9 protein-coding genes and 1 riboswitch are annotated in these 13,207 nt (G+C 51.3%); of the genes, 4 read left to right on the plus strand and 5 right to left on the minus strand.

Going from position 1 to position 13,207, the window contains the following annotated elements:
• Positions 1-451: alpha-L-rhamnosidase C-terminal domain-containing protein (locus ACOJTG_RS08000; protein ID WP_420153327.1), on the plus strand; the 451-nt coding region annotated here is incomplete at its 5' end.
• A gap of 69 nt (positions 452-520) precedes the next feature.
• Here ACOJTG_RS08000 and ACOJTG_RS08005 read toward each other — a convergent pair.
• On the minus strand, positions 521-1,372 hold the full coding sequence (locus ACOJTG_RS08005; RefSeq protein ID WP_420153328.1) for a sugar phosphate isomerase/epimerase family protein: 852 nt from the start codon (positions 1,370-1,372) through the stop codon (positions 521-523).
• Positions 1,373-1,640: 268 nt separating this feature from the next.
• Complete coding sequence (locus ACOJTG_RS08010; RefSeq protein ID WP_420153329.1) at positions 1,641-2,084, minus strand: Hsp20/alpha crystallin family protein; 444 nt, start codon at positions 2,082-2,084, stop codon at positions 1,641-1,643.
• A 247-nt stretch (positions 2,085-2,331) separates the two neighbouring features.
• Positions 2,332-2,610, plus strand: a riboswitch (cobalamin riboswitch).
• 105 nt (positions 2,611-2,715) lie between these two features.
• Between ACOJTG_RS08010 and ACOJTG_RS08015 the strand changes: the two genes are divergently transcribed.
• Together ACOJTG_RS08015 and cobN are read left to right on the plus strand one after the other, a co-directional pair.
• On the plus strand, positions 2,716-4,050 hold the full coding sequence (locus ACOJTG_RS08015) for a cobyrinate a,c-diamide synthase (RefSeq protein WP_420153330.1): 1,335 nt from the start codon (positions 2,716-2,718) through the stop codon (positions 4,048-4,050).
• Positions 4,043-8,299, plus strand: a complete 4,257-nt coding sequence (cobN, locus tag ACOJTG_RS08020) for a cobaltochelatase subunit CobN (protein ID WP_420153331.1) — start codon at positions 4,043-4,045, stop codon at positions 8,297-8,299. The genes ACOJTG_RS08015 and cobN overlap by 8 nt, the downstream gene beginning before the upstream one ends.
• A 234-nt stretch (positions 8,300-8,533) precedes the next feature.
• Here the strand turns inward: cobN and ACOJTG_RS08025 are convergent, their stop codons facing one another.
• Positions 8,534-8,920: a winged helix-turn-helix transcriptional regulator gene (locus ACOJTG_RS08025; protein ID WP_420153332.1), complete on the minus strand. Its 387-nt coding sequence runs from the start codon at positions 8,918-8,920 to the stop codon at positions 8,534-8,536.
• Between the two features lie 140 nt (positions 8,921-9,060).
• Here ACOJTG_RS08025 and ACOJTG_RS08030 point away from each other — a divergent pair, with 140 nt between their 5' ends.
• Positions 9,061-10,188 carry an SDR family oxidoreductase gene (locus ACOJTG_RS08030; protein ID WP_420153333.1) on the plus strand — a complete coding sequence of 376 codons (1,128 nt, stop codon included), beginning with the start codon at positions 9,061-9,063 and terminating at the stop codon, positions 10,186-10,188.
• Positions 10,189-10,356: 168 nt separating this feature from the next.
• On the opposite strand, the gene ACOJTG_RS08035 is transcribed toward ACOJTG_RS08030, so the two are convergent.
• Together ACOJTG_RS08035 and ACOJTG_RS08040 are read right to left on the minus strand one after the other, a co-directional pair.
• Complete coding sequence (locus ACOJTG_RS08035) at positions 10,357-12,006, minus strand: FAD-dependent oxidoreductase (RefSeq protein ID WP_420153334.1); 1,650 nt, start codon at positions 12,004-12,006, stop codon at positions 10,357-10,359.
• A 36-nt stretch (positions 12,007-12,042) separates the two neighbouring features.
• The coding region (locus ACOJTG_RS08040) for an FAD-dependent oxidoreductase (RefSeq protein ID WP_420153335.1) at positions 12,043-13,207 on the minus strand (1,165 nt) is incomplete at its 5' end.

The following is a 13,207-nucleotide window of genomic DNA, read 5'->3' on the forward strand; positions in this document are numbered from 1 at the left end:
TCTGACGCAAACCACCATTTACTTTCGCTACTATGTCAATCAGGCCCTGAGTAAAGCCGGACTGGGTGATCTTCTGCTGGATCACCTGCAACTCTGGCAGGAGCAGATGGGACTGGGCCTGACGACCTGGGCCGAAATGCCCGAGCCGTCCCGGTCGGACTGCCACGCCTGGGGTTCGAGTCCGAATATTGAGTTTTACCGCATCGTACTCGGCATTGATTCCGAGGCGGCAGGTTTCAAGAGAATCCGGATTGCTCCGGCCTTGGGTACCCTGAAAGAAGCTTCGGGCAGTATGCCCCACCCCGCAGGGACGATCAAAACCCAGTATACGTTGAATGCACAAGGCAAATTAACCGCCCGCATCACCCTCCCTCCGGCGACGAGCGGAACGTTGCATTGGAAAGGCAAAACCTATCCCCTTCAGGAAGGATCACAGGTACTTTCCTTATAGCGTGTATAAAACAGAAAAGCCCCGCTTACAAAGCTGATTTGTAAGCGGGGCTTTTCTAGGAAGGCATTTTTATTCTTTTAATCCTTTCAGGTACGCAATGCTTTGAGGCACCTGCTGAGCGATACTCGGACTTTCATCTTCAATGAAATAATGGCGAATACCTAGTCGCTTGGCTTCTTTAATAACGCCGGGAATGTCGATCTGCCCCGTTCCTAATGCTACGTCGTTTTCCAGCGGGGTTGATCCGGTGAAGTCTCCTTTTATTCCTTTTTTAAGGTCTTTCAGGTGAATCAACTGAAACCGTTTGCCGTATTTCTTGAGCAAAGCCACGGGGTCGGCCCCGCCGTGCTGAGCCCATAGGATATCCAGCTCAAAGGAAACATCCGCCGGATGAGTGTTTTTGACGATGTAATCAAACAACGTTCCCTGTTCGTAAGGACTGAACTCGTAGCCGTGATTGTGGTAACAGAAAGTTAAACCCGCGGCTTTCAGTGCTTTCCCCGCCTTATTAAAATCTTCGACAGCTTTTTTCGCATGATCGATGGTAAATGCTCCCTGATGCGGAATCCAGGCGACCATAACGTACCGAGATCCCAGGGCTTTTGCCTGTTTGATAACACTCTGAGGGTCACTCACCAGCTCCTCGTACGAAGCTCCTGTGGCGGGTATGGTAAGCTTCCGCTTTTGAAGCATCTGTTTGTACGCTTCCGGAGTCAGGCCTTTCGGGGTGTTTCCCTCGATTTCCGTAATGCCCAACGAAGCAATCAGGTCCAGCGTTTTCTCCACCTCTTTCGCAAATTCATTGCGATAGGTATACGCCTGAACACCAATGGGAAAGGTGTATAAAGGTTTGTTACTTTGGGCAGAGGCTTTTAGCCCAAATAGGACCATTAGAAGCGTGCTAACAAGGAATGCTTTCATACAAAAGGTTTAGATACGATTTGTATTCAAAGATACACTCCTTGTTGATCGACTGGTCTTCGTTCCAGTAGGAAAGTTGATTACTGGTTTCTTTGCTTGGGGAGAGGTCCTTTTTATATCTAGGATACTGTCCCTTGTAGAGCGTATTGACGAGCGTCTGTAACGCTCGTCAAACCACAATAAAAAGGCTTCCTACCCCCTCAATAGCCCTTATACACAAAAGGACTGCTTTAGAAGCAGTCCTTTCAAAAGTGAAGTATCGCAGTAATTACTGAATACTAATCAACCGGGGAGCTTTCTGTTTTACCTCTTCCCGTTTTGGAATCGTCAGATGCAGCAGTCCATTTTCGTAGCGGGCCTGGATGCCTTCTTCATTGACCACATCTTTCGGCAGTACAAAGGTCCGCTCAAAGGACTGGTAGCTAAACTCCCGGCGGGAGTAGTGTTCGTCTTTTTTGTCTTCCGTTACCGATTGCTTTTGAGACGAAATCTTCAGTGTATTCTCGTCAAGCTGGATGTGAAAATCTTCTTTTCTCATCCCCGGAGAAGCCATTTCGACTTCAAACGCATCGGCCGTTTCGCGAATATTCACCGCCGGAACGGTCGTACCCGTCGATGAAAAATGCGACTGATTCCAGTTAAAAAGATCGCGACCTAGGAAATCATCAAAAAAGCTGGGGAAGCTGGGAAACAGCTCATCCTTTTTTCTCATGAGTGACATAGTTACCTCCTTTTTAAAAGTTGATCAAACGAATGCGACGAAGACGTTTCTTCATCACTTCCCCTCTTTTAAAGGGGCGTGCCAAAATTGTTTTCCTTACCTATTTGTCAGCGAAAACTGTCAAATTTTCATTGGCTAGTCTTTCCTTTTGACAGTTAACTAACGATTACGGGGTCACTACCCTCACCTTGCAGACGAATCCCAGGGTTTATCCTACTGAAAGGCAAGCAAAGCAACGTATCTTCGTCCCCAAAAAGGTTCTGCTTAACCGCGGATGAATAGGGAATCGTGCGGACCGCCGATGCGGTTTAAATCACGAGCTGTCGTGCAACTGTATGTTTTTTTCAGTTTTCAGCTTACTGTTTTCAGTTTTCAGGAGTAAAATACTTCACTAAGCAACTGTAAACGGAAAACCGACTACTGTAAACTTTCTTTAGAGAAGCCACTGTACCTCGCGTATGGGAAGGCGTTGGGAAGGAAACGAGCCAGGAGACCTGCCTTTTTGTATCGGTTACACGCTTTCACGGACTAAGGCGGAAATCAGAAGTAAATTTGCCGGAGGGGTGTACCCGTCTCCGATTCTTCTTTTTTGTCTTTTTCAGGAAGGCCAGCTTATTCTTTCATGGCCAGTCATTTTCTCATTGCGGCTCCGCATAGTGGTTCGGGCAAGACGACGCTTACGCTGGGTCTGTTGCGGGCTTTGCGACACCGGGGATTAACGGTTCAGCCCTTCAAGTGCGGGCCGGATTACATTGATATTCAGCACCATCGCACGGCCGCCGGACGAGCCAGTATCAATCTGGATCTGTTTATGGCCTCCCCCGAACACTTGCAGACCCTGTATCAAACCTACGGTTCCGGGGCGGATGTATCCGTTACTGAAGGCGTGATGGGTCTGTTCGACGGGGCCGACCGGATGCAGGCGAGTACGGCCTCACTGGCCGAATGCCTCGGCATACCCATTATTCTGGTGGTACAGGCCAAGGCGATGGCGTACTCGGCGGCACCGCTTCTGTACGGATTCAAGCATTTTTACGCGGGCATACAAATCGCCGGCGTCCTTTTCAACGGGGTACAGACGGCCTCTCATTTTCGCTTTCTGGAGGAAGCCTGTCAGGATGTGGGATTGCCCTGTCTGGGCTATTTCCCTACCCACGCCGATTTTACCATTCCTTCGCGGCACCTGGGTTTACGCACGTCTTCGGAGATCGACTACGAGCAAATCATCGAAGCCATCGCCCGGAAGATTCCGCAGACCATTGACCTGGATCGACTTTTGGCCCTTACTAAAACTGATGAAGAGGCTCCCCTAGCTCAAGCCTTGTGCCATCGTACGGCCTGTAAGGTGACTATCGCCCGGGATGAGGCGTTTTCATTTCAGTATCACCAAAACCTAGCGGTGCTGGAAGCCCAGGCGGAAGTACAGTACGTAAGTCCACTCCGGGACACCGAGCTGCCCGAAACGGATCTCTTGTACCTACCCGGTGGCTACCCTGAATTGCACGCTCAGACCCTGAGTGCCAATACGGTCTTTCGGGAAAGCGTGCGAGCGTACTGCCAGAACGGTGGATACGCCTACGCGGAGTGCGGCGGGTTGATGTACCTGGGCCAGCAGTTAACCGACGCGGAAGGTCACAGCTATCCAATGGCCGGGGTGTTTCCCTTTTCAACGAGTCTGCAACACGCGAAGCTGACCCTGGGTTATCGACAAATTCACTTTCAAAATACCTTACTGAAAGGTCACGAGTTTCATTATTCTACCTTACAGGAAGCGGAAGAACTATCCTCCCTGGCTCCGGTCCGCAATGCCCGGGGTCTGGAAGTCGGGACTAAAATCTACCGCGTACAAAATACCCTGGCTTCGTACGTACACTTATACTGGGGCGATGGCCCAACGTGGCTGACGGATCTGCTTCGTACGCTTTCTACTTCCCTTTCCACGCATCCACATGGCTGAAATCAAACGGCAACGGGTCATGCGACCCGACGGAAAAGCCATTAATCTGGTCCAGCGGCGGGGACATTTGTCCTACTGCTATAATGCCTGCTGCTGCGGGCGAACCGACCGCGGGTACGCCCCGGTACTGGTTGACGTCTACAAAAACGAATGGCTCCGTCGAAAAATGCGGAATCAGGTTCACCTGACCAAAGGCGGTTGTCTGGGGCCCTGCACGCTGGCAAACGTGGCAACCCTGCTTTTCGACGGGCATTCGGTATGGTTTCATTCGGTGAACAGTGAGTGGCACATCAAAGCCATTTTCGATTACATTGACCGCATGCTGGTCGCCGACTGCTTCCTGAGTCCACCCGCCGAACTGGCCGAATTTGTCTTTCAGTACTACACCTGGAAAGGCTCAGAAGCGGCTACTCTACGCGGGGAAACGCCCTCGCCCACCGATGGAATCGTATTTCTGACGCACGCCGATACGGATTTGCTAACCCTCAGCCGGATCAGTTTACCCGACGATTTTCCCAAAGTACTGGGCCTAAGCTTACTGGCAATCAAGACCGAAGCCCACATGGCTCAGTTGCTGGAACGGGAGATTGGAGCAGCTCAGGTCATTATTCTACGAATTCACGGACGCCCCAGCAGCGTACCGGGTTTTCATGAACTGGTAAAGCGGGCCCAGCAGAATCAGCAACATCTGATTGTCATCAGCGGTACGGGTGAGCTAAACCCGGAATTTGCGGCGGTTTCTACGGTATCTCCGGCTATTCAGCAGGATGCCTTGTCCTACGTACAGGCGGGCGGAGCGGGGAATTTTACGTCGCTGCTGTACTACCTTTCCGATCACTTATTGCTGACGGGGTACGGAGCCGACCTGCCCCAGACGCTGCCCGAACATGGCCTTTACCATCCCGACTTACCCGAAAACGCGGAGCTGAGCGACTGGCAAAAGCACTACGATCCCCAACAGCCGACGGTCGGGATTACCTTTTACCGTTCGCACTGGATCAGCGGGAATACGGCGTTCGTGGATGCCTTGATTCGTTCACTGGAAGATCGCCAGATCAACGCACTAGCGGTGTACACCTCGTCCCTCAAAGCGATTCATCCCGAAACGGGCCACCCGCAGGCTTTTCAGTTTTTCGACCGAACGGCAGGCGTGGCCATTGATACGTTGATCAATACGGTTTCCTACGCGATGACGGATGCCGATCAGCAGGGTTCGTCCGGGGCTTTACGCCACCTTGACGTACCGATTTTACAGGCCATCACGAGTGGAATGAGTCGTGTACCCTGGGAGTTGTCGAGTCGCGGCCTCACGCCCCTCGATACGGCTATGAACGTCGCCATTCCCGAATTCGACGGGCGTATCATTACCGTTCCCATTTCTTTCAAGGAAAAAAACGGCGATACCACGGCGTACGAGCCTGTTCCCGACCGCATCGAACGGGTAACCGGAATTGCTCAGCGACTGGCCCGCCTTCGGCATACGCCAAACGCTCAGAAACGAGTCGCCTTCATTTTTACCAATTCGAACGCCAAAGCTTCCCAGATTGGTAATGCCGTCGGACTCGACGCTCCAGCTTCTCTACTGGCGATGTTACAGGCCATGCAGGATGAAGGGTATTCGCTGGAAAACTTGCCGGCTACGGGTACAGAACTGATTCACCAGCTCATTGATCGCTGTTCGTACGATGAAACCTACCTGACGCCCGAGCAACTCGCACAGGCAGTGGGACGCGTATCTACTTCGCAATACACGCAGTGGTTGACGGAGTTACCTGAACCGCTCCAGCAGAAAATGCTCAAGCAATGGGGACCGCCACCGGGCGAAACCTACGTACACGAAGGAAAGATTTCATTAGCTGGTATCGAGCTGGGAAATGCCATCGTGCTGCTTCAGCCACCCCGGGGGTATGGCATGGACCCCGACGCAATTTATCACCAGCCGGACCTAGCTCCAACGCACCATTACTACGCCGTTTACCGCTGGCTCCGGGATGTCTGGAAAGCCGATGCTCTGGTGCACGTGGGCAAACACGGTACGTTGGAATGGCTGCCGGGTAAGGGGATGGGCTTGTCGGAAAACTGTTTTCCCGATGCGATTCTGGGAGATTTACCCCTGTTTTATCCCTTCATTATCATTGATCCCGGCGAAGGTTCGCAGGCCAAACGCCGGGGTCACGCCGTTGTTGTTGACCACCTGACGCCGCCCATGACCACCGCCGACCAGTACGGCGAACTGGCTCAGCTCACGCAACTGGTGGATGAATATTATCAGGTGGAAATGCTGGATCCGGCCAAACTTCCCCTACTCCAGCGGCAGATCTGGGAGTTGATTCAGCGGACGAATCTGGATACGGATTTGTCGGCCCTGCTGAGTCGCGACCATGGCGATCACAAACATGACTGGGACGACGAACTAACACCCGAAGGGGTACCCGTAACCCTGACTGAAATGGCAGGTAAGGATATTGCTCACTTGATTGAAGACATTGACGGCTATCTCTGTGAACTAGGTGCGGCTCAGATTCGCAATGGCTTGCATACGCTCGGGCAAGTACCCGAAGGCGACGCTCTGGTCGATTTACTACAAGCGATGACTCGCCTGCCCAATCAGGATTTCGCCAGCTTACCCGAAACGATTGCGGGCCTGTTCGACCTTGATTTTTCACATTTACAGGAACACAAAGGACAGAAACTGTCGCAGGTTGACCCTCATTTTCAGGAATGGTCGGGCCGTCCCCTCATTACGGCGGCGGATGCTCTGGAAGTGATCGATGAAATGAGTAATCACTTGTTTCGGATACTGCTTCAGCATCGGTTTCAGCCGTCGCGGCTCGATGCAGTACTCTTTGAAACCTTCCAGCTTCCTCCGGCCCAACTCGATCGGTTGCGACCCGTCTTGCAGTACGTGTGTGAACAGCTGGTACCGAACCTGACCCGAACGGACGAGGAAATTTCCAACCTGCTGCACGGTCTTTCAGGTGGGTATGTTCCCGCCGGTCCGAGTGGGGCTCCTACCCGGGGCATGGCTCATATCCTTCCGACCGGACGTAATTTTTACGCCGTCGATCCCCGGGCTCTACCCTCGCAGGCAGCCTGGGAAGTGGGGCAGCAACTGGCCCGCGAGGTACTCGAACGACATAAGCGGGAATCTGGAACTTACCCCGAAAGCGTAGGCATCAGCATTTGGGGGACGAGTGCCATGCGAACCCACGGCGACGACGTGGCCGAAATTCTGGCTCTGCTCGGCGTACGGCCCGTTTGGCAAACCGAAAGCCGCCGAATTACGGGCGTTGAAATCATTCCGCTGGCGGACTTGGGAAGACCCCGAATCGACGTCACGACCCGGATCAGTGGATTCTTCCGCGATGCCTTTCCGCATTTGATTGATTTACTGGATGAAGCCGTACAGCTGGTCATCGCCTTGGATGAACCGGAGGATCAGAATTTTGTCCGCAAGCATTATCTGAAAGATGTAAGTCAACTGCAGGATTTACCGCTGGAAGAAGCGGAAGAACGGGCAGCGTACCGCATTTTCGGAGCGGCACCGGGCAGTTACGGAGCAGGGATTTTGCCCCTGATTAACGAAAAAAACTGGCAGAATGAAGCGGATTTCGCCCAGGCTTATCTGAACTGGGGTGGATACGCCTACGGCAAACAGGCGGCGGGGGTAGATGCCCGGCAGGAATTTCAGCAGCGACTTTCGGGCGTGGAAGTGGCCCTGCACAACCAGGATAACCGTGAACACGACATTTTCGACAGTGATGACTACCTACAATTCCACGGCGGCATGATCGCAACCATTCGCAGCCTGACCGGCCAACAGCCCAAGCATTACTTCGGCGATTCGCAAAACCCCGCCCGACCCGTGGTGCGGGATTTGAAGGAAGAAGCCCTGCGGGTATTCCGTTCACGGGTGGTGAATCCGAAATGGCTGGAGAGTATGCAACGCCACGGCTACAAGGGCGGTCTGGAACTAACGGCTACGGTCGATTACCTCTTCGGGTACGACGCCACGGCCCAGGTTCTTGAAGACTGGATGTACGAAAAAGTAGCTCAAACCTACGCCCTCAACCCGCAACTCCAGGATTTTCTGCGGGAAAGTAATCCGTGGGCCTTGCAGGCCATTACCGAACGTCTGCTCGAAGCCGTTCAACGAAACCTATGGGAGGAACCTTCGCCGGAAACCTTACAGGCCTTGCAACAACTCTATGAGTTAAGTGAGGGGGTACTGGAGGGTCGGTCGGAGTAAGGGAGTTGGAAAACATTCCTATATTGAACTCCTTCGGAGTTAAAAGTACGTAAGTCCGAAGGAGTTCTGCATTTTAAAACCTGTAATCTCTACTAAAACCTTTTGCCGTCGTTCAGATTCCGTATGCTTAAATTTATCGCGGTCGTTTCAACCCCGGAGTATACTTAGCCCCCTATGAAATGCGGGGTATGAACAGTTTTTTATCGGAAAGGGACGACACCGTTGATCAACAGATTAATTCATTAGAGAGACGTCCAAATCAGAACTTATAACTTGCCTCGAAATCACCTCTCGCAATCGCTCTTCGTGTGCATCGCTCCATTGTCCTAATGCAGCAATTACTGGGATTAACGTCTTACCAAAATCCGTAAGACTGTATTCTACTTTTGGCGGTATAACGGGATAAATTTTTCTCGTAACCAGTTCGTGCTCTTCTAATTCTTTCAACTGAATATTCAAAACCCTGCGTGACGCATCGGGGATTTTGCGTTGCAGTTCGCTTGGGCGTTGATGACCTTCGTTGATAAACCATAGCAAACGGATTTTCCATTTGCCGTAAAGTATTTCTCCGATCAAATCAAGTCCGCAATTCAGATTTGGTATTGTCTTTCTCTCATACATATTACAAAATTAATGTACGTCTTAGTTAGTCCAATAGGGGATTAATTTATCCCTATATGAATCGTAATTCCGTACTTGTCTAAACTTCATTTACCCTCCAATTTTGTCCTATCATCAATTCTAAGCAAAGGACAAATACCATGGAACAGCCTAATTTCAACAGTGAGTTATCAGGTAAGATTGCTGTGGTAACCGGGGGTACAAAAGGAGCTGGAAGAGCCATTGCAGAACGGCTTTTACAAGCGGGTGCAACCGTTATTATTACCGCAAGAAATGCACCAGAAGACAAAAACGACAAGTTGCATTTCATTTCCGCGGATTTAAGTAAGGCAGAAGGATCACAAAAGGTGGTAAGCGAAGTACTAGCAACGTATGGAAGGGTAGATATCCTTGTCAATAACCTGGGTTCTTCCGAAACACCCGCTGGTGGTTTTTCCGTATTGAGTGATCAAGATTGGGAATCAACCCTACAAGCCAATTTGCTTGCTCCGGTTCGACTGGACAGAGGTTTTTTGCCAAAAATGATTGATCAAAAAAGTGGTGTTATTATTCACATCGCTTCGATCCAAGGCAAACTGCCGCTCTATGAATCCACGTTGCCTTACGCAGCTTCCAAAGCAGGATTGAGAAACTACAGTAAAAGTTTATCGAACGAAGTTACCCCTAAAGGTATTCGGGTGCTGACGGTTTCGCCGGGCTGGATCAATACGACCGCATCGGTAGCCTGGCTGGGCGAACTTGCAAGAAATGCCAATAGTACGGTAGCAGAAGCTCAACAAAGTGTCATGGATGCCTTGGGTGGAATACCCTTCGGAAGACCGGCAGAACCTGAAGAAGTGGCAGAATTGGTTGGTTTTTGGTTTCACCCAGAGCAGGCTATCTCAGCGGGACAGAATTTGTCATTGACGGTGGAACGGTACCTACTATTTAACAAACTAAAGAAAATGAACTTACCGAAAGTAATAGCCGATTTAGTCGAAACGCAAAACAGCTTTGATAGTGTTGCGTATGCTCATTGTTTTTCCGAAACTGCCGTCGTTTTTGACGAAGGAAAAACGCATAATGGAAGAAATGAAATAGAACGGTGGATTGCCGATTCAAATGAGCGATACCGGGCTACAATGAAACCCATCAGCTTTGAAGAAAACGAAACGGAAAGTCTTTTAAAAGCAGAAACGTCCGGAAATTTTCCAGGAAGTCCTATTGTATTAACTTATCACTTCGTAATAACCAATGATTTAATACAATCGTTGAAAGTTACCGGATAAAAGCGAGCGATTCATTTTATACGTTCCTGTGGGAATGGCTAAAATTAATCGCTCGCTTTTGTACTTCTAACAACAAAAAGTAGACAAAGCATGTCTCCGCCATTGTTGGGGTTTAGCGTAGCGTCACCTCCGACCAGATAATAGATGCGTTACACCTATTGAACCCGCTTACAATGTCAACCGCTGCCCATTCTTGAGTAAAACTTCCTTCAACTCACCGTACGGCAATCGTTGCGGACTGATATTCTTATCGATTGAAAGCACCGCCGCCGTCGCCGCCGATTCACCCAAAATCATGAATACCGGTTCCATCCGAATGGAGCCATAGGCGATGTGCGAACTGGATACGCAGACGGGCACCAACAAATTCGAACATTCCTTCTCTTTGGGTAAGATCGAGCCGTAGGCAATGGAATAGGGTTGTTTCGGGTGTACCCCAATGTCACCTTCGTTTTGCACGTACCCTTCGGGCGTGACGTACCGCTGGGCGTTGTGAGCATCCAGCGAGTACGAACCCATACCAATCGGGTTCGGTACGGTCGTTTCGCCGAGTGCATCCGCTTCCTTCATCACGTATTCCCCTAACATCCGGCGGGCTTCGCGAACGTAAATCTGATGCGGCCAGTGGTTGTTATCGGTAAACTCATCTTTGGCCAGACCCCACTGACTCATCTCCTGGCGTACATCTTCCGGAACGCGGGGATCGTTAGCCATAAAGTACAGCAAGCCCTGCTGATACTGTTGATGGTCCTGAATGATCTGCCGCCGCCGCTCGTACGTGGCCTCGGGGTAATCGTAGTTTTTACCGATGTAATCACTGCTGAACGGTCCGTGATTGTTAGTATCCGTTTTACGGTTGGGAATGGGATCAAATTTCTGGAACGTCTCCCGCCAGCCGCTGTCAAATACCCGGCCCAGCAACTCATACCGGGCGGGATCGTAACCTTCGGGTTTGGGAAAAGGTACCCGGTTATCAGGGTGGTTACTCATGCACATCCGGAAGCAATACGCCTGAATTTTGGAATCCCCCTCCCCTTTCTGTCCCGGCCCTTCGGCAGCAATTTCTGGTAACAAGCCGCTCTTCGGATCGCCGGGTACTTTGTACGGACTCACCTTCGCTTTGAAGTAATGGCCGTGCTGAAATACGTTGGGCTGCACGCCATTCCAGGTTTCACCGTAGACGCGGTTGGCCTCACGGCCCACGTGATACTTCACACCCGCCGTCGCCATCAGATCGCCTTCGTAGGTGGCGTCGATGAAGCGTTTGCCTTCGTATACCTGTCCACTGAGCGTACGGAAGGACTGGATCGCTCCGCCTTTTTTCGTAAGCCCTTTGGCCGAACGGTCGAGCCACTCTTCGCGATACACCGTAATACTATGTTCCCGAATCAGATCCTCAAAAATTTGCTCGGCGGCGTGGGGTTCGAAAATCCACATGGTCCGGGCATTGCCATCAATGGCGGGGGTCCCCTGCCCTTTGTTGCCGTAGGCTTCGCGTTTTTGCCATTTCCAGGCGGAATCCTGCTGGTAATGCTGGTAAAGTCGCTGGTAAAACTGCCGTGACAATCCGCCAATCACTTCTTTATTTCCCGTATCGGTGAAACCCAGCCCACCCGAGGATAAGCCGCCCAAATGCTTGTCGGGCGAAACGACCAGTACCGTTTTGCCCATTTTCTTTACCTGTACAGCGGCCATGACAGCCGCCGACGTTCCCCCGTAAATAATCACATCGGCCCGGCGTACCGACGATTGAGCGTGGGTTAAAAGGGCGGGCGACAGGCATAAACTGACTAAAAAAGCTCGACGCTTCAGTTGCATACTTCAACTAGTTTTAGGTTTAGAAGAAACGGATACTTATCGCTTCCGTTCCGGCACGAGTAATACGTCATCGGCAATGACGTTGCCCTTTCCACTGATTTCTACGTAGGCCGTTGTTCCGGCGGGTAAGGGATAGCTGCCCAGCGAGACCCATTCCCCGGATGTCTGACCGGCCACCTGTACCTCCGCACTACGGATCATTTGTTGCTTTTTCTGCTTTCCGTCAAAGACTTCGATACTCGCTTCGGACGAGCGGTTCTTTACTTTCGGTACGTAGGTGTAAATCGTATACGTTCCCGCTTTCGGAATCGTAGGTTTGAAGCGGACGGACTTTTCCTGATTCGTAGTATCCATCAAAAACGAAGGACCGAAACCACCGTAGGTCTGTACCATCCAGGAACCCTTACGAGTCGTCTGGGTTTCGTGGTCGCTGGTAACGAGGATATCCGGCTGACTGCCATCGGCGTAGGGATTACTCGCCAGTTGTTTCTGTAACTGCTTGACATCTACGGCCTGAATGGGTTGTTTGGCATCAATCGCCATACCTGCCGCTACTGCCGCCGATTGCCCGAGTACCATAAAGACGGGTTCCATACGGATGGAGCCATAGGCAATGTGTGTAGCCGACAAACAAACCGGTACCAGCAAATTGGCTGCTTCTTTTTGCTGAGGAATAAGGGCCCGGTACGAAACCGGATAAGGGCCGAAGCCGCCTTCCTCCACGTTGCCTTCATTTTTCACAAACCCATCGATGATCAAGCGGTCGCAATTGTGCGAGTCCATCGTGTAAGCGGCCATGCCTACCCCATCCGATACCACTTCCCGCCCCTGGCAGTGGTGCTGGGTCATGACCAGTTCACCCACCATCCGGCGAGCTTCCCGAATGTAGAGCTGATGGCTCCAGTTTTCATTATCCGTGTACTCGTCTTTGGGATAGCCCCACTGCTGCATTTCCTGCCGAACACTTGCGGGTACCCGAGGGTCATTTCCCACAAAATACAACAGCCCTTTGGTATAGCTCACGTGGTCATTCCAGATCTTCGTCCGGGTCGCGTAGTCGCCGTCCGGATAGTCCCAGTTCATCCCGATCATATCCGTCGAAAATCCGTTTCTATTATTAATATCGGTTTTACCATTGGGCATCCGGCTCCAGATAAACATATCGTTGAGGGCTTTCCAGGACCGCTTTTCGATGATACGA

It is taken from the genome of Siphonobacter sp., assembly GCF_048595215.1.
Lineage (GTDB): Bacteria > Bacteroidota > Bacteroidia > Cytophagales > Spirosomataceae > Siphonobacter.

What these genes read in the sequence shown, in the direction of transcription:
- ACOJTG_RS08005 (WP_420153328.1), bottom strand. Translation starts at nt 1,372, where the DNA reads ATGAAAGCATTCCTTGTTAGCACGCTTCTAATGGTCCTATTTGGGCTA.
- ACOJTG_RS08010 (WP_420153329.1), bottom strand. Translation starts at nt 2,084, where the DNA reads ATGAGAAAAAAGGATGAGCTGTTTCCCAGCTTCCCCAGCTTTTTTGAT.
- ACOJTG_RS08015 (WP_420153330.1), top strand. Translation starts at nt 2,716, where the DNA reads ATGGCCAGTCATTTTCTCATTGCGGCTCCGCATAGTGGTTCGGGCAAG.
- cobN (WP_420153331.1), top strand. Translation starts at nt 4,043, where the DNA reads ATGGCTGAAATCAAACGGCAACGGGTCATGCGACCCGACGGAAAAGCC.
- ACOJTG_RS08025 (WP_420153332.1), bottom strand. Translation starts at nt 8,920, where the DNA reads ATGTATGAGAGAAAGACAATACCAAATCTGAATTGCGGACTTGATTTG.
- ACOJTG_RS08030 (WP_420153333.1), top strand. Translation starts at nt 9,061, where the DNA reads ATGGAACAGCCTAATTTCAACAGTGAGTTATCAGGTAAGATTGCTGTG.
- ACOJTG_RS08035 (WP_420153334.1), bottom strand. Translation starts at nt 12,006, where the DNA reads ATGCAACTGAAGCGTCGAGCTTTTTTAGTCAGTTTATGCCTGTCGCCC.